The organism is Pontixanthobacter aquaemixtae (assembly GCF_009827395.1).
GTDB classification, from domain to species: domain Bacteria; phylum Pseudomonadota; class Alphaproteobacteria; order Sphingomonadales; family Sphingomonadaceae; genus Pontixanthobacter; species Pontixanthobacter aquaemixtae.
This window is the reverse complement of sequence record NZ_WTYX01000001.1, coordinates 1,897,503-1,911,832: the sequence shown is the minus strand read 5'-3', so window position 1 is coordinate 1,911,832 and position 14,330 is coordinate 1,897,503. Positions and strand designations below refer to the sequence as shown.

Here is a 14,330-nt window from a genome sequence, read left to right as displayed (position 1 = left end):
CGCAATGCGCTGGTCGGTTTTGCGACGCAGTCTGCGCGCGACGCGCTCGATAGCCGGATTTCAACCGCGCTGGTCGAACAGACAGCGACGATGGTGTTCATGCCCAATGCGCGCGCCAAAGCAGAGGATTATTGCGACGGGTTCGGCCTTACCGAGCAGGAGCTGGCGGTGATCCGCTCGCTCCCTGCGCATAGCCGATGCTTCCTGGTGCGGCAGCCCGATGCATCGGTGGTGGTGCGGCTTGATCTGTCGACCGCACCCGAAGTTCTCACCATCCTGTCCGGACGCGAGGCCTCGGTACGCAAGCTCGATTTGCTGCGCCAATCTCTGGGCGATGACCCGGCAGAATGGTACCCTGCGCTGACCGGCAAAGGCTGGCCCGGCGCACAAGGAGAGGGCGATTTCTCTGTGTGGCAGGCAGCGGAATGAGTGTGCGGGGATGAGCGCGAATTGCGATGCCTTGATGCAGGATGTCGGCTCTGGCGTGGCCGCGGCGCTGCGCGCGGTTGATTGCACCGCATCTGAAGTCAGCGCGGCGGCGTTCGGACGGCTGTTCGCGCCCGGCGGTACATTGGCTCCGGTGCTGACGACATTGCTGGTGCTGTTTGTAGCATTCTTTGCGATTGCCTTGCTGCTAGGGCGGACCAATCTCAGCGTCCGGTCGCTGATCCCGCGTATGCTGACGCTGGGGCTGGTGGTGACTTTCGCCACCACATGGGGCGCGTATCAGGCTGTGGTGTGGAACCTCGCCATTGGTACTCCCGATTATCTGGCTGGCGTACTGACCGGGGTGCAGGGATCGGCCACCACCACTTTTGCTGACAAGATCGACGTGGTGTTGCTGGCGGTGCAGCAGGCAACGGAGACCACCGGCACACAAACCGGCGGTCAGGCGGCGGAGGCGCAGCAAGCGAGCGAGATCACCGCCTTTTCTCCGCGCGGCATATTATGGTTCGGGGCAATGCTGCTGTTGCTGGGCACTGTGGGCATAATGGTGACCGCGCGGATCGGCCTTGCTCTGCTGGTTGCATTGGGCCCGATCTTTGTGGTTCTCGCCCTGTTCAATGGCACGCGCGCGCTGTTTGTCGGGTGGCTCAAAGGCGTGGTTATGCTGGCGCTGACGCCGCTCTTTGCCGTGCTTGGCGGCGGCGTGATGCTGGAACTGGCGGTGCCGATTATTTCCTCGCTCAGTCAGGCGCCGGGGCAGATCGATCCGCGCTCTGCAATGGCGTTTTTCCTGTTTGGCGCTGTACATATGGCGCTGATGATCATGGTGCTCAAAGTCTCGGCAACGATGGTTTCGGGCTGGCGCGTTTTCGGGCTGATCCCTGACAAAAATGCAGATCGCGACGATGCACCATTCGCCGGTCAGGCAAAGGCACTGGTGCAGAGCATCAACCGGCCGCTTTCCACCGCCGAAGCAGCGGCGCTGTCTCCGCCGCCGCGCCGAAGTATTCCGGTGTCGGGCGTCGCCCCGACACCTGCGGCGAATGACACTGCGCGCGGGGGCCGCGAACAGGTGACCAAGCGCGAAACACGCGTATTCGCAACATCGTCCGGCGGTGGTAAAACCAGAACGCTGGCGCCCGCCGCATCGCGTACGCATGGCATCGGGAACCGTTTCCGCCCGGCCGCAAAAACATCGGAGAAGTTCAAATGATCCGTGGGCTTAAATCCATGCCGCTTGCGGTTCTCGCGCTGGTGGCCAACGCCGCGCCCGCGATGGCGGATGATCCGCGACTGGTCGAACGCCTTTATGACCCTGCCCAAGTGGTCCGGATTGAGGGCAAGACCAAAGTCGCAGCGACCATCGCTTTCGCACCTGACGAGAGAATTGAAAATGTCGTCGTGGGCGATTCTGCTGCGTGGCAGGTCACGCCAAACAAACGGGCCAACCATTTGTTTGTGAAACCGCTCAGCCCCACGGCGCGGACCAATATGACGGTGATAACCGACCGGCATACTTACCTGTTTGATCTGGTGGCGAACCCTAAGGCCAAGCCGCTTTATGTGCTGCGCTTTACCTATCCCGATGCTCCTGAAGAGGAAGCACCGCCGCAAATGGCGGAAACGGCGAGCGAGCTGGAACTGGCGGCGGCGAACGATCCCTATGCTGTGGTCGATCCGGCAGCGCTCAATTTTGAATGGACGCGCGAAGGCGACAGGAATCTGCTCCCCGCGCGCGCCTATGACGACGGCAATGCGACTTTCCTCTCGTGGGAGCCGGGCAAAGCCGTACCTGCCATTCTGATCAAGGACGCCAAGGGAACAGAAGGCCCGGTCAATTTTGCGGTGCGCGGCGATACGATTGTGGTCGACGGCGTGCCCCGCGAAATTATTTTGCGCTCAGGCAAGGACAGCGCCACGCTGGTCAATGTCGGTCCGGTCCGCACAGCGCGGGCAGATACGCCCGCCATTTCTACCATGGGGGAGAATAGATAATGCGCCTCGCCAGCAAATTGGGCGGCAACACAGCCGCCAATGATGTCGATCCCCGCGAGGATGAATCGGCTGAAATTATCGATCTTGCGAGCCGCAACTCCTTTCCGGCGGTAACCCAGCGCAAGGGCAAATCGGATGCGATCAGCCTGGCGGCAGGCATTGCGCTGGTATCCGCAATCGGCGCGGTTACGTGGTGGGGGATGAATTCCGCACGCGTGGCAGAGCCCGAGAGTGTGGGCGGTCAGCAGCCTGCGCAGCAAGCGACAGCGCCGCAGTCGGCGGTTGTTCCTGCGCCGGTCACTCCCGCAGCTGCGCCCGCAGTGACGCCCAACCGGATCGATCCTGCCCCGTCACCGGTCTATGCAAACACGCCTGCGGTCAATCCGGTCCCCGCTGCGAACCCCTATGCCACGCCATCGCTGGTGTTTGACAGCATCGGAACTCCGATTGGCAGCGTCGCGGTGCCGCCCGCTGCGATCGGTGCAGCGCCCGAGCAAGTGGTCCCGGGTGGCGGATCGGCGAATGATTTTGCCAGCCGCGTCGGCGGTGTTGGCGGCGGCCCTGCTCAGGCCACGGCGATGGTCAATCCGGCGACCACAGTAACGCAGGGGACATTGATCCCGGCGATCTTGGAAACCGCGATTGATACCAATGTGCCCGGCTTCGTCCGCGCGGTGGTGAGCCAGGACGTGCGCAGCTTTGATGGCAAGAATGTGCTGGTCCCGCGCAGTTCGCGCCTGATCGGGCAATATCAATCGGGCCTGCAGAACGGGCAAAAGAGAGCCTATGTCATCTGGACCCGGTTGATCAGGCCCGATGGCGTTTCGGTAAACCTGCAATCGCCCGCAGTGGGCTTTGACGGGACTACCGGGCTCGCAGGCAAAGTCAGCAGCAACTTCTTCCAGCGTTTCGGATCGGCGATGCTGCTATCGGTAATTGGCGGTTTGTCGGCGATCGGCACTGGTGGTGCTTCGGTTATCCTTGGCGGCGGAGGGCAGGCAGCGGCCGCGGCGGCGCAGCAAGACAGCCAGATCGGCCCGACAATCCGCGTGCGCATGGGCGAACCGATCCGCGTATTCACCGCGCGCGATTTGGATTTTTCGACCGTAACCGGCAGCTAAGCCCGAAGAAATGAGCGCGGACATCCATTCTCTTCAGGCCGATGACGGATTGGCACAGCTGGATGCGGAGCGCAGCGTCTATCTCGACGCCTATCTGGAACCTTTTCGGGACTGGCTGGATCGCGACAGCATTACGGAGATTCTGGTCAATAGGCCGGGTGAAGTCTGGATCGAAGATGCCAATGCACCCGGGATGCAGCGGATCGAAGTGCCGCAAGTTGACGACCGTCTGGTGCAAAGGCTTGCCGAACAGGTCGCGCGGGTCAGCCATCAAGGGATCAATCGCGAGCATCCCTTGCTCGGCGCGACCTTGCCTGCGCAAGGCGAACAGAGCGGGGCGCGGATCCAGTTCTGCGGCCCGCCTGCATCGCGCAAACATTGGGTCATGGCAATCCGTCGCCATCGCCGTCTCGACCTGCCGCTGGACGCCTATGATGCCGGTCCGCTTTCGGCGCCCGCTGCGCCCCGAATGCCCGATCCGCAGAAGGAACCGATTGCCTTTTTGCGTAGCGCGATCTGCCAGAAACGGACGGTGCTGATTTCCGGGGGGACATCGACGGGCAAAACGACTTTCCTCAACGCGATGCTGAGCGAAATACCCGGCCATGAGCGGGTCGTGCTGGTCGAAGATACGCCCGAACTCAAGCTGCCCGGCGCGAACGGTGTCGGTCTGGTCGCGGTGAAGGGCGAACTTGGTGAAGCGAAGGTCACTGCCAACGAGTTGCTTCAAGCGGCGCTGCGCCTACGGCCAGACCGGATTGTGCTGGGGGAATTGCGCGGCGAGGAAAGCGTCAGTTTCCTGCGCGCGATCAACACCGGCCATCCGGGCAGTTTCTCCACCATTCACGCCAACAGCTTGCGCGGCGCGCTGGAGCAATTGGCGCTAATGGTCATGCAAACGGGCATCGGTCTCACCCGGCCCGATACGATTGCCTATGCCGCATCGGTTATTGATGTGATCGTCCAACTCGGCCGTGATGAGAACGGCAAGCGCGGGATCACCCAAATCGCGGAAACCAAATCGCTGATCTAGCTGGGGAATTGGAATAGTGTCTGGATTCTCGTCACCATTCATGACACGAAACCGTCATATGCTGCGTGGTAATCTGGGCAGAACCCGACCGTGGGCAAGCCACAACCCCATTTGACACCGGCAACAGGCCGGAAGAGATTTATGACCAAACACTCCCCCTCAATTGCGGCACAAGGTGAAGTCGTTCCGCCCGCGGGGATCGAGAGCCCGGAGCAGCGGTACATCAATCGCGAGCTGAGCTGGCTTGCCTTTAACGAGCGCGTTCTGGCGGAGGCGGTGAACCAGAATTATCCGCTGCTCGAACGGCTCCGATTCCTGTCAATTTCGGGCAGCAATCTCGATGAGTTCATGATGATCCGCGTTGCCGGACTGGTCGGGCAGGCGCAGCGCGGAATTGAACGGCTGTCGATCGATGGCAAAAGCCCATCGCAACAGCTTGCCGCAATTAGCGAAGCGGTGCGCGGGATCAATCACAAGCAGCAGGAAATCTGGCGGTCCCTGCGCCAAGAGCTTGCCGAGGCGGGCATTTCGATTGCCGATGACCAACGCGTTCCGGCCCAGACCTATCACGCGCTCAAAAGCTATTTCCTCGAAGAGATCGCCCCTGTTGTAACGCCGCAGGCGCTGGACCCGGCGCATCCCTTCCCCTTCGTGTCCAATGAAGGTGTCGGTGTGCTGTTCTCGCTCACGCGAGAGAATGATGACGAGCCTTTGACCGAGATGATCCTGATCCCTGCCGCATTGCCGCGCTTTGTCCGCGTGCCGGGTGAAGAGGCGGTCTATATCAGCATCGAAAGCCTGATCGCGCGTTTTGCGCGCTATTTGTTCCCCGGCTTTACGATCAAAGGCGATGGCGCATTCCGCGTGCTGCGCGACAGCGATATCGAGATTGAGGAAGAAGCCGAAGATCTGGTCCGGACCTTCCGCAGCGCGATCCAGCGCCGCCGCCGTGGGCAGGTCATCCAGCTTGAAGTGGAAGAGAATTTCGATCCGGTGGCCGAAGAAATCCTGCTCGATCAGTTGGGCCTGCGCGGCGGCACGGTTATCAAGACCGACGGAATGATCGGCATAGCGGGGCTATCGGATATTCTCGCCGAGGACCGGCCAGAACTGAAATTTACCAGCTATAGCCCGCGTTATCCCGAAAGAGTGATGGAACATGATGGCGATTGCTTCTCCGCCATTCGCGAGAAGGATATCGTCATCCACCACCCTTATGAAAGCTTCGAAGTGGTGGTCGACTTTTTGCGGCAAGCGGCCGCCGATCCCGATGTCGTCGCAATCAAGCAGACGCTGTATCGCGCGGGCAACCAGTCCTCGGTTATTGCCGCGCTGATTGCCGCCGCCGAAGACGGAAAATCGGTCACCGCCGTGGTCGAGTTGAAAGCACGGTTTGATGAGGAACAGAATTTGCTCTGGGCCTCGCAGCTTGAGCGAGCCGGTGTGCAAGTCATCTATGGCTTCGTCGATTGGAAAACCCATGCGAAAGTATCGATGGTGGTGCGCCGCGAAGAGCAAGGGATGCGAACCTATTGTCACTTCGGGACGGGCAACTATCACCCGATCAATGCCAAGGTTTACACCGACCTCAGCTTCTTCACCGCCGATCCGAAATTCGGCCGCGATGCGGCCAAGCTGTTCAATTTCGTCAGCGGCTATGTCGAACCAAGAACTTTGGAAACGCTGGCGATTTCGCCCATTGATTTGCGCGAATCTCTCTATGGCTTGATCGACAAGGAGATCGAGAATGCAGGTAAGGGGCGGCCCGCGGCGATTTGGGCCAAGCTGAATTCGCTGACCGATATCGGCGTGATTGACCGGCTGTATGCCGCCAGCCAGGCCGGTGTCGAAATTCAATTGGTCGTTCGCGGGATCAGTTGTCTGCGCGCCGGTGTGCCGGGGCTTTCGGACAATATAAGGGTGAAATCGATCATTGGCCGGTTTCTCGAACATAGCCGTATCTGGGCCTTTGCCGGCGGGTACAAACTGCCCAGCGAACGGGCCAAAGTGTTCATATCTTCCGCCGATGCCATGTCGCGCAATCTCAATCGCCGGGTGGAAGTCCTCGTTCCTATCCGCAATCGCACTGTGCATGATCAGGTTCTTCAACAGGTGCTACTGGCCAATTTGCTCGATTCAGAGCAAAGCTGGGAACAGCAAGCTGATGGGAGTTATGCACGTATGGAACCGGGCGAGAAGCCGTTTAACTGTCACCGCTATTTCATGACCAATCCTTCGCTTTCGGGGCGCGGCGGTGCGCTTGAATCGGGCGGTGTCCCGGAATTGGCTCTGCGGCGGGGCAATGCTTGATGGCAGTTGCGGGGAGGACGCCCGACCGTCAGGGAACTTTCTCTGGAAATAGAGTAGAACGTGCCATCATCGACATCGGATCGAATACGGTCCGGTTGGTCGTTTATGGTGGCTCTCCGCGCGCGCCGATGACCTTGTTCAACGAGAAAGTCGCCGCGCAGCTGGGGCGCGAGATTGCCCAGACCGGGCGCTTGGCGGACGAGGCGGTGGATCTGGCGATGCGCGGGCTGGAACGCTACGCCTTGCTGCTGCGCGAATTGAAAGTGCAAACAGTTGATGTGGTCGCAACCGCCGCGGTTCGCGACGCGTCCAATGGTCCAGACTTCGTCAAGGCGGTTGATGCGCTTGGGTTTGCCGTGCGGATATTGCCTGGAGAAGACGAAGCGCGGATCAGTGCGATGGGCATATTGGGCGCTTTTCCGGGGGCACAGGGCGTGGTGGCCGACCTTGGCGGCGGCAGTCTGGAACTGGTGCTGGTTGGCGAGGAGGAGGTTGGAAAGGGAACCAGCCTTCCGCTGGGTACTTTGCGCCTGCCCGAACATTGCGGCGCGACACCTGCTGAAACAATCGACAAGCTCACAGCGCTGCTTTCGCCCGCCGGTTGGGTCGAACATGTCGACGGAGCGCTCTATCTGGTTGGCGGGACGTGGCGGGCGATGGCTGTAGTTGCGATGGAGGCCCGCAATTATCCGCTTACCGATCCGCACGGCTTTGAATTGCCGTTGGACGAGGCGCATTCGCTTGCGCAGATGGTGGCTCAAGCGGATCCGGCAAAGCTCAATGCATCACCGCGTATATCGTCGATGCGGTCGGAAAACCTGCCGATCGCAGGTCTTTTGCTTTCCAGCCTGTTGTCGCTTTCGCAGCCGGAAAAGGTCGTCTTTTCGTCATGGGGTTTGCGCGAAGGGGTGCTGTTTGACGAACTTGAGCCCTATGCGCGGGAACGCGATCCGTTGCTGGCCGGTGTCGGCGAATTTGCCCATTCGCGGGGTTGCCCGCCCACGCTGGCAACGCGCGTAGCCGGTTGGACCGTCGGGGCTGTGCCTGCCTCGTCGCAAGGGTCAGAGCGGCTGCGCCTTTCCGCGACGATGCTTGCGCTGTCTTCGATGCAGATCGAGCCCAATCTGCGTATGGAAATCGCGATGGACTGGGCGCTGCACAAGCGCTGGATTGCGGTCGATGCCGCGGGCAGGGCGATGATGGCAGCGGCGGTTTCTGCCAACGGCAATCATTGCGAAATGCCCGACTCGCTCTACCGGCTCGCCAGCGAAGAAAAGATCGAAGAAGCCATTTCCTGGGGCCTTGCGATCCGTCTGTGCCGCCGCCTGGGCGCGCGCTCCAATGCTACATTCAATGTCAGCGATCTCAGGGTTGATGAAAGCCGCTTGGTGCTGTCGATCGAGAAGAGCCATCGGGCATTGTTCGGCATCCCGAGCGAGAAAGACATGACCTTACTGGCAGACCGGCTGGGCCTTGAACCCGTCATGCGCGCGCTGGACGCCGAGGAGATGGAACTGCTCCGGCATCCGGACTGATCCGCGTGTTTTTACGCCGACTTCGCGAAAGGCGAAAAATCGGTGTCCGTGTCAAATATTTCGACCTGTTCACGTTTTTTCAGCCAGCCCACCGCAGCATAGGTGACCGGGGTTAGCAGCGCTTCCCACAAGACTTTGAGCGCCCAGTTGGTCACCATCACCAATATCACATCGCGCGTATCCCAGATGCCTAGGAACGCTATCGGATAGAACAGCAGACTATCCACCCCTTGCCCGACAAAGGTTGATCCGATGGTCCGGCTCCACAGCGCTTTGCCCTGCGTCCATATCTTCATCCGCGCCATCACGAAGGAATTGACGAATTCCCCAGCCCAGAAGGCAATAATCGAAGCAAGGACGATCCGCGGGACCAGTCCGAACACTTGTTCATAGGCCGATTGCCCGTTCCAGCTATCCGCTGGCGGCATCGCCACCACGGCCCAGCTCATGAAGGCCATGAACACCATCGCCGCAAAGCCTACCCAGATCACCCGCCGCGCCCGTGCATAGCCGTACACTTCAGTCAGAACGTCGCCGATTACGTAGCTGAGCGGAAAAAACAGAATGCCCGCACCGAAGATAAACATCCCATCCGGTGCAGGCCACCATCCCTCGGGCCAGAACGGCATGGGCAGCGCGGAAAGTTTGGCGGCACCGATAATGTTCGACAGCAGCAGAACGGTGACGAAAGCCGCCATCACCAGATCGAAATGGCGGAAGGATAGTTGCGGCTTCGCGGCGGCTTCGGGTTTGTTGGTTTCGCTCATGGCAAATCAACCTATCCGCATTTGCACGCCGCGAAAAGCAGGCTATGCGGCCCCTGCGCGCGCCCGTAGCTCATCTGGATAGAGCGCGAGACTTCTAATCTTGAGGCAGCAGGTTCGAGTCCTGCCGGGCGCGCCAACAATTCACTGAATTTGTTATTGAACCTTCCGCGTGATAGGCGTCACACAAGGGGTCGTAAGATTGCGCTAGCAAACCGTAGTCGCGCTAGCGGGACAGCCAAACTTGCGGAGGACACAGATGAAGAAAGCAATGCTCGCGATAGCGGCGTTTACACTACCCACAGCAGCCAACGCGTCGCTCGATATCCAGACAGCCTGGGATAAAAATTGTTCGAAACCGGGTAGTATGGCGATCAAGGCTACCAACAATTACAAATATGCCATCGATATGCGGCTGTGCCTCAAGCGGACTACGGGCAAATGGACCTGCTACGTTTCGCCCAATGTAAAGCCGGGTGAAACCGCCCCGAAATCATGGGGTTACTATGTTTGCAACGCCACTGGCGATTACTTCTGGTCGACCCGCCGCGCGGGCGCATGGTCGGTGAAGTTTGACGATCCTCCGGGCTACCAGCGGCCGTCAAGCAATTCGTCACCGTCGAAGCAACCGGCCAAGAAGACCGGGCTCGATATCAAAACGGCTTGGGACAAGGTGGGCCGCAACACATTGTCGATTAAAGCGACGAACAATTATGGCTATGCCGTCGACCTGCGACTTTGCGTGCAAAGGAAGACAAAGAAATGGCTGTGCTATGTTTCGCTCGATGTGAAAAATGGCCAAACTGCGCCAGAGACTTGGGGCTATTATGCGGATAACGCCTCTGGCGAATATTTCTGGTCAGTTCGCCGGGCAGGATCTTCGGCAAAGTTTGACGATCCACCGGGCTACAAGAACAACTAAGCCCAAAGCTTGAGCAGGATCGATTGCCTCCGGCCCAACAGGTGCCGGGGGCAATCACCCCCGCTGCGCCTGATCCAATCGCTCGGCAGCAACCGGATAGCCCGCATCGTCAGGGATACACAGCCACCGGACCCCGTCGCGTTCTTCAAGGAATGGCGTGATCGTCTTGACCGGTATGTTCGCCGAATGCTCTGCCGTTTCGTCAAAGCTGGAAAACTGCGCGAGCCGTTCAAGGTTACGGCGGGTCGGGTAAATGATCGACAGTTCGCCCTTTTCGGCCGCATCAAGCGCGCCTTGCGCTGAAATCCAGTAAAGCTTGGTATTTTCGGTCTCGTCGACCGCAATATCGACCGCGCCGGTGCCGAGATTGGCAAGGTAGAAGCGAGTGTCGAATACGCGCGATAGCTTCTCATTCTTCGGAAACCACCGCGAAAAGGGCAGCACCTGCGCAAAATCGAGCGACCAGTTGAATGCTTCCAGCACCGGTTCAAGCGCGTTTGTTTCGAGCAGCATGGCGCGGGCATCGCGCGCAGTTTCGGCGGTGACGGTGCCGGAAATTCCTATGGCCAGCCCCGTTTCTTCCAGCGTTTCGCGGATCGCGGCTATGCGGTGGGCGGCTTCATCTTCGGGCATTGCCGATGCGGCCTTGCGCGCCAGATCATAATCGGCAGGATCAACGCGCCCCCCGGGGAACACCGCCATACCGCCGGCAAATGACATCGAGCGGGATCGTGTCACCATCAACAATTCGGGGGCAGCATCGCCCGAAGATTGGCGGAAAACGACGACGGTGGCGGCAGGAATTCCTTGGGGATCCTGTTGGTCGGTTTGATCGGTCATCGCGATATCTGTGCCGGACTCGCCCTCTATTGCCAAGGCCAATCTCGTGCCGGTCCGTGTCGGGAAAATTTACATCGGGTGACAGCGGTTAAAATCGGTTTACCATCGGATGGCGCAGAATTGCGCCGATCGGCAAAACTGGCACGCCGCCTGCATAGTGGATGATGTCTAACTGGTCTTCGATGTGAAGGCGGGACCTCCTGGTCTCCCGGTCCCGCCTCCCCGACATCAAAAACCCCGCCGCTGCGAAACGGCGGGGTTTTTTGTTTTTTGTTATGTTTTTTCCCTCAGGTGCCGGGCGCGGCACATCCGTGCCGCTTGGCTATCCTCGCTTTCGCTCCCTGACGGTCGCTGCGCTGCGGGCGTGCAGTCGCACTTGCGGTCCGTCCGTTGGCGGACCGGATCATCGCTATACTGACATGCCTGGAAAGAGTCCGGTCAGCGACTAGCTGACCGCTAGGGCGACCACCCGCCCGAGCTAATGCGAGGAAGCCAAGCGAGCCGGATGGCTCGCGCCCGGCGACTGAGGCTAAACAAAACTAAAGAAAATTACGCCTTGGCGACGTCTTTATCGTCCATCAGCTGTTTCAGCTCGCCGGCTTCGAACATTTCCATCATGATGTCGCTGCCGCCCAGGAATTCGCCTTTGACGTAGAGCTGGGGAATGGTCGGCCAATCCGAATAGGTCTTGATGCCCTGCCGGATTTCCATGTCCTGCAGCACATCGACGCTTTCATAAGCGACGCCGCAATGATCCAGAATGGCCACTGCGCGGCTGGAAAACCCGCATTGCGGAAACAGCGGCGTGCCTTTCATGAACAGCACCACGTCATTGGTGGTGACAATATCGGCAATACGGGTTTGGGTGTCAGACATAGGTTGCTTCCGGGTGTTTCTATCTGATCAAGAGGTGGGAACGGCTGTGGTCAGTTGCAAGGCATGGAGCACTCCGCCCATACGGCCGCCGAGCGCTTCATAGACCATCTTGTGCTGCTGAATGCGGGTTTTGCCCACGAAATCGGGCGCGGTGACTTTCGCCGCCCAATGATCTCCGTCGCCTGCAAGATCGGTCATTTCAACCTCTGCATCAGGCATTGCGGCCTTGATCATGCTTTCGATTTCCGGACCTGTCATTGGCATGGGATTGCTCCGCAAGACATCCGGGCGATCAGGATTCGCTCATCAACTGGCGGCGGGCCTCGACAGCTTTTTCTTCCAGCATTGACCGGATGCCCGCTTCGTCCACATCAACTTCTGCGGTGGTCAGATCGCCCAAAAGCTTGCGGATCACATCTTCATCACCGGCTTCTTCGAAATCGGCCTGCACCACCGACGTTGCATAGGCATTGGTTTCTTCGTCATCGAGCCCCATCAATTCGGCAGCCCATTGGCCCAGCAACCGGTTGCGGCGCGCGGCGATCTTGAAGGCGTTTTCTTCGTCGAATGCGAATTTGGCCTCTTCGCCTTTTTCCCGGTCTTTGAAATCTGACATTGTCACCTCGTGTTTGTATCTACACCCGAAATAGGCACGAGCGGGACAAGCCGCAAGCGGGTTCGCCAGTTTCTAAGCCTGTTTCTAGTCGTCCATTGTGACAACAAGTTTGCCGATCGCGCCGCGCGATTCCAGCTTGGCGATGGCTTCATGCGCGCGCTCCAGCGGATAGGTTTCGCTGATCAGCGGGTTGATCTTGCCATCTTTCCAAAGGCGGAAAAGCTCGGCGATATTGGCCTCGTTCTTGCGCGGTTCGCGGGCGGTGAAGGCCCCCCAGAACACGCCGCGAATATCGCAGCTTTTGAGCAAGGTGAGATTGAGCGGCATCTTCGCAATACCGGCGGGGAAACCGATTACCAGAAAGCGCCCTTCCCATGCGATCGAACGCAGGGCCGGCTCCGAATAGTCACCGCCGACAATGTCATAAACGATATCCGCACCATCCGGCCCAACGGCTTCCTTGAAGGCTGCGGCAAGCGCTTTGGAGGCATCTTTGTCGAATGGAGCACGCGGATAGATGACAACTTCATCTGCCCCCGCTTGGCGTGCAACTTCGCCTTTTTCCTCGCTGGAAACGGCGGCGACCACGCGCGCGCCATAGGCTTTGCCCAGCTCGACAGCCGACAAACCAACGCCGCCCGCCGCGCCGAGCACAAGCATGGTGTCACCTGCTTTGATATCGCCGCGGTCTTTCAGGCCGTGGATGGTTGTTCCGTATGTCATCAGCAAAGCCGATGCTTCAGGCAATTTGACAAAATCGGGAACTCTGAACAATCGCGCGGCGGCGACCACCATTTTCTCTTGCAAGCCGCCATTGCCAACACCCGCAAGAACGCGGTCACCCACTTTCCAGCCGTCAACGCCTTCGCCCAGAGCCTCGATCGTGCCCGAAATTTCGCCGCCTGGAGCAAACGGACGGGGCGGTTTGAACTGGTACATGTCACGGATGATCAGCGTGTCGGGAAAGTTGATCGCGCAAGCGGCAATTTTGACCAGCACTTCGCCTTTGCCCGGGGTGGGTTCGGCGATGTCTTCCACCACCAGAGTTTCCGGTCCGCCGACTTCTTTGGACAATAGGGCTTTCATGCAGTTCTCTCCGTCGTGATATGTGTGTTGGGTTGCAGCCAGGGCATATTTGCCGCCCGCCGGGTTTCATAATCCGTGATCGCGCTGTCGCGCTCCAGCGTCAGGCCGACTTCGTCCAGCCCTTCGCTAAGGCAATGCTTGCGAAAGGGGTCTACTTCGAATGTGAAGCGGTCCTGAAAGGGTGTGGTTACCGTCTGCGTGTCGAGATCAACCGTAACCGGATCGGTCTCGGAAACTTCCATCAGCCGGTCGATCTGTTCTTGCGGCAATGCAACCGTAAGAATGCCGTTCTTGAACGCATTGCCTGCAAAAATGTCGGAGAAACTCGGCGCGATCACGACGGTGATCCCCAGATCGAGCAGCGCCCATGCGGCATGTTCGCGGCTTGAGCCGCAGCCAAAATTGTCTCCGGCGATCAGGATCGGCGCACCCGCGAAATCGGGATTGTCGAAGATATTTCCGTCCTGCGCGCGAACCGTTTCAAACGCGCCTTTGCCAAGGCCTTCGCGGCTGATGGTCTTGAGCCACGCCGCAGGAATGATCACGTCGGTATCGACGTTCTTGGCGCCGAACGGAATAGCGCGGCCTTCGACGGAAGAAACGGGCTTCATCAATCGGTTTCGGGCGGTTCGCCGCTGGGTGTCTTGGGGGTTTCGGCCTTCTTCTCTTTGCGTTTGGATGCATAGAGAAGCGCAGCAGCAATCGCCGCTGATCCGATGGCCGCCGCGCCAAGCGCAGCTTTGCCAGAGAAGGAGGAGGGGGTTTTCTTAGTCATAATCTATCAA

The 14,330-nt window shown here is 59.3% G+C and carries 15 protein-coding genes, 1 tRNA gene and 1 pseudogene; 9 read left to right on the top strand and 8 right to left on the bottom strand.

Annotated features, from left to right (window positions below; all coding sequences use genetic code 11):
- The 7 genes and pseudogenes from GRI41_RS09040 to GRI41_RS09010 form a co-directional block, all read left to right on the top strand.
- Positions 1 to 429, top strand: a pseudogene (locus tag GRI41_RS09040) (VirB4 family type IV secretion/conjugal transfer ATPase); the annotation flags it as partial.
- A 10-nt stretch (positions 430 to 439) separates the two neighbouring features.
- Positions 440 to 1,660, top strand: coding sequence for a type IV secretion system protein (locus GRI41_RS09035; protein WP_160604539.1), 1,221 nt, complete (start codon positions 440 to 442; stop codon positions 1,658 to 1,660).
- On the top strand, positions 1,657 to 2,442 hold the full coding sequence (locus tag GRI41_RS09030) for a TrbG/VirB9 family P-type conjugative transfer protein (RefSeq protein WP_235901111.1): 786 nt from the start codon (positions 1,657 to 1,659) through the stop codon (positions 2,440 to 2,442). Before GRI41_RS09035 ends, GRI41_RS09030 begins: the two co-directional genes overlap by 4 nt.
- Entirely contained in the window at positions 2,442 to 3,563 is a 1,122-nt protein-coding gene (locus GRI41_RS09025; RefSeq protein WP_160604538.1) for a TrbI/VirB10 family protein, read from the top strand. Before GRI41_RS09030 ends, GRI41_RS09025 begins: the two co-directional genes overlap by 1 nt.
- Positions 3,564 to 3,573: 10 nt before the next feature.
- A complete protein-coding gene (gene virB11, locus GRI41_RS09020) occupies positions 3,574 to 4,596 on the top strand; it encodes a P-type DNA transfer ATPase VirB11 (protein ID WP_160604537.1) in 1,023 nt (340 codons plus the stop codon).
- A gap of 141 nt (positions 4,597 to 4,737) precedes the next feature.
- Entirely contained in the window at positions 4,738 to 6,906 is a 2,169-nt protein-coding gene (locus GRI41_RS09015) for an RNA degradosome polyphosphate kinase (protein WP_160604536.1), read from the top strand.
- Positions 6,906 to 8,441: a Ppx/GppA family phosphatase gene (locus GRI41_RS09010; RefSeq protein WP_160604535.1), complete on the top strand. Its 1,536-nt coding sequence runs from the start codon at positions 6,906 to 6,908 to the stop codon at positions 8,439 to 8,441. Before GRI41_RS09015 ends, GRI41_RS09010 begins: the two co-directional genes overlap by 1 nt.
- 11 nt (positions 8,442 to 8,452) lie before the next feature.
- On the opposite strand, the gene GRI41_RS09005 is transcribed toward GRI41_RS09010, so the two are convergent.
- Positions 8,453 to 9,208 (bottom strand): queuosine precursor transporter, encoded by a 756-nt coding sequence (locus GRI41_RS09005; protein WP_160604534.1) that lies wholly within the window; start codon positions 9,206 to 9,208, stop codon positions 8,453 to 8,455.
- A gap of 59 nt (positions 9,209 to 9,267) precedes the next feature.
- Here GRI41_RS09005 and GRI41_RS09000 point away from each other — a divergent pair.
- Positions 9,268 to 9,344 (top strand) — tRNA-Arg (locus GRI41_RS09000).
- A gap of 120 nt (positions 9,345 to 9,464) precedes the next feature.
- Positions 9,465 to 10,127, top strand: a complete 663-nt coding sequence (locus GRI41_RS08995) for a hypothetical protein (protein ID WP_160604533.1) — start codon at positions 9,465 to 9,467, stop codon at positions 10,125 to 10,127.
- A gap of 54 nt (positions 10,128 to 10,181) precedes the next feature.
- Here GRI41_RS08995 and GRI41_RS08990 read toward each other — a convergent pair whose 3' ends face one another.
- The 7 genes from GRI41_RS08990 to GRI41_RS08960 form a co-directional block, all read right to left on the bottom strand.
- Positions 10,182 to 10,967, bottom strand: coding sequence for an NUDIX hydrolase (locus tag GRI41_RS08990; RefSeq protein ID WP_160604532.1), 786 nt, complete (start codon positions 10,965 to 10,967; stop codon positions 10,182 to 10,184).
- A gap of 549 nt (positions 10,968 to 11,516) precedes the next feature.
- Entirely contained in the window at positions 11,517 to 11,843 is a 327-nt protein-coding gene (gene grxD, locus GRI41_RS08985) for a Grx4 family monothiol glutaredoxin (protein WP_160604531.1), read from the bottom strand.
- 27 nt (positions 11,844 to 11,870) lie between these two features.
- Positions 11,871 to 12,107 (bottom strand): BolA/IbaG family iron-sulfur metabolism protein, encoded by a 237-nt coding sequence (locus tag GRI41_RS08980; protein WP_160604530.1) that lies wholly within the window; start codon positions 12,105 to 12,107, stop codon positions 11,871 to 11,873.
- 28 nt (positions 12,108 to 12,135) lie between these two features.
- A complete protein-coding gene (locus tag GRI41_RS08975) occupies positions 12,136 to 12,459 on the bottom strand; it encodes a DUF1476 domain-containing protein (protein ID WP_160604529.1) in 324 nt (107 codons plus the stop codon).
- Between the two features lie 84 nt (positions 12,460 to 12,543).
- Positions 12,544 to 13,545, bottom strand: coding sequence for an NADPH:quinone oxidoreductase family protein (locus tag GRI41_RS08970; protein ID WP_160604528.1), 1,002 nt, complete (start codon positions 13,543 to 13,545; stop codon positions 12,544 to 12,546).
- Positions 13,542 to 14,156, bottom strand: a complete 615-nt coding sequence (gene leuD, locus GRI41_RS08965; RefSeq protein WP_202388691.1) for a 3-isopropylmalate dehydratase small subunit — start codon at positions 14,154 to 14,156, stop codon at positions 13,542 to 13,544. Before leuD ends, GRI41_RS08970 begins: the two co-directional genes overlap by 4 nt.
- The gene (locus GRI41_RS08960) at positions 14,156 to 14,320 is read right to left on the bottom strand and encodes an isopropylmalate isomerase (RefSeq protein WP_160604526.1); all 165 of its coding nucleotides are present in this window, start codon (positions 14,318 to 14,320) and stop codon (positions 14,156 to 14,158) included. The genes leuD and GRI41_RS08960 overlap by 1 nt, the downstream gene beginning before the upstream one ends.
- Positions 14,321 to 14,330: the final 10 nt, after the last annotated feature.

Bases quoted from the DNA above. Each gene is read 5' to 3' on its own strand.
- GRI41_RS09035 (WP_160604539.1), top strand. From the start codon at position 440: ATGAGCGCGAATTGCGATGCCTTGATGCAGGATGTCGGCTCTGGCGTG.
- GRI41_RS09030 (WP_235901111.1), top strand. From the start codon at position 1,657: ATGATCCGTGGGCTTAAATCCATGCCGCTTGCGGTTCTCGCGCTGGTG.
- GRI41_RS09025 (WP_160604538.1), top strand. From the start codon at position 2,442: ATGCGCCTCGCCAGCAAATTGGGCGGCAACACAGCCGCCAATGATGTC.
- virB11 (WP_160604537.1), top strand. From the start codon at position 3,574: ATGAGCGCGGACATCCATTCTCTTCAGGCCGATGACGGATTGGCACAG.
- GRI41_RS09015 (WP_160604536.1), top strand. From the start codon at position 4,738: ATGACCAAACACTCCCCCTCAATTGCGGCACAAGGTGAAGTCGTTCCG.
- GRI41_RS09010 (WP_160604535.1), top strand. From the start codon at position 6,906: ATGGCAGTTGCGGGGAGGACGCCCGACCGTCAGGGAACTTTCTCTGGA.
- GRI41_RS09005 (WP_160604534.1), bottom strand. From the start codon at position 9,208: ATGAGCGAAACCAACAAACCCGAAGCCGCCGCGAAGCCGCAACTATCC.
- GRI41_RS08995 (WP_160604533.1), top strand. From the start codon at position 9,465: ATGAAGAAAGCAATGCTCGCGATAGCGGCGTTTACACTACCCACAGCA.
- GRI41_RS08990 (WP_160604532.1), bottom strand. From the start codon at position 10,967: ATGACCGATCAAACCGACCAACAGGATCCCCAAGGAATTCCTGCCGCC.
- grxD (WP_160604531.1), bottom strand. From the start codon at position 11,843: ATGTCTGACACCCAAACCCGTATTGCCGATATTGTCACCACCAATGAC.
- GRI41_RS08980 (WP_160604530.1), bottom strand. From the start codon at position 12,107: ATGCCAATGACAGGTCCGGAAATCGAAAGCATGATCAAGGCCGCAATG.
- GRI41_RS08975 (WP_160604529.1), bottom strand. From the start codon at position 12,459: ATGTCAGATTTCAAAGACCGGGAAAAAGGCGAAGAGGCCAAATTCGCA.
- GRI41_RS08970 (WP_160604528.1), bottom strand. From the start codon at position 13,545: ATGAAAGCCCTATTGTCCAAAGAAGTCGGCGGACCGGAAACTCTGGTG.
- leuD (WP_202388691.1), bottom strand. From the start codon at position 14,156: ATGAAGCCCGTTTCTTCCGTCGAAGGCCGCGCTATTCCGTTCGGCGCC.
- GRI41_RS08960 (WP_160604526.1), bottom strand. From the start codon at position 14,320: ATGACTAAGAAAACCCCCTCCTCCTTCTCTGGCAAAGCTGCGCTTGGC.